The following is a 524-nucleotide window of genomic DNA, read 5'->3' as shown; positions in this document are numbered from 1 at the left end:
AAGATAAAACTAAAAAATATAAAAGTGACATCTTTAATACTCAAAATTGGAACTATGACGAAATTAATGACGAATTCATTTGTCCGAATAATAAACGGCTAGGTTTTAAAAGATATGCCTATCGTCATGATAAGTATGGTTATAAGCGAGACTTCAATTAATATGAATGTGATGATTGTTCAGAATGTCCTCTGAAAAATCAATGTATGAACTTCAATTCAAAAACAAACAAAAAAATAATGAAGAATTATAACTGGGAATATTTTAAATCCCAAATTAACAAAAAGCTTTCAGAACCAGAAACAAAAAATATCTACAGTCAAAGAAAAATTGATGTGGAACCTGTTTTTGGATTTATGAAGGCTATTTTGGGTTTCACTCGGATGTCTGTCCGAGGACTCAATAAAGTCAAAAGAGAACTTGGTTTTGTATTAATGGCACTTAATATAAGAAAAGTAGTAGCTCAACGAGCTGAAAATAATCAAAAAATTTATAAAAAAGACAATTTCTATATTATTTCAATA

Annotated in this window: 1 pseudogene; it reads left to right on the top strand. The window is 28.1% G+C overall.

Features of this window, described 5'->3' with window-relative positions:
- Positions 1-524: pseudogene (locus HMPREF2897_RS12185) on the top strand (transposase); the annotation flags it as partial.

It is taken from the genome of Staphylococcus sp. HMSC065D05 (assembly GCF_001813195.1).
Classification (GTDB): domain Bacteria; phylum Bacillota; class Bacilli; order Staphylococcales; family Staphylococcaceae; genus Staphylococcus; species Staphylococcus epidermidis.
This window is presented reverse-complemented; position numbering and strand designations above follow the sequence as displayed.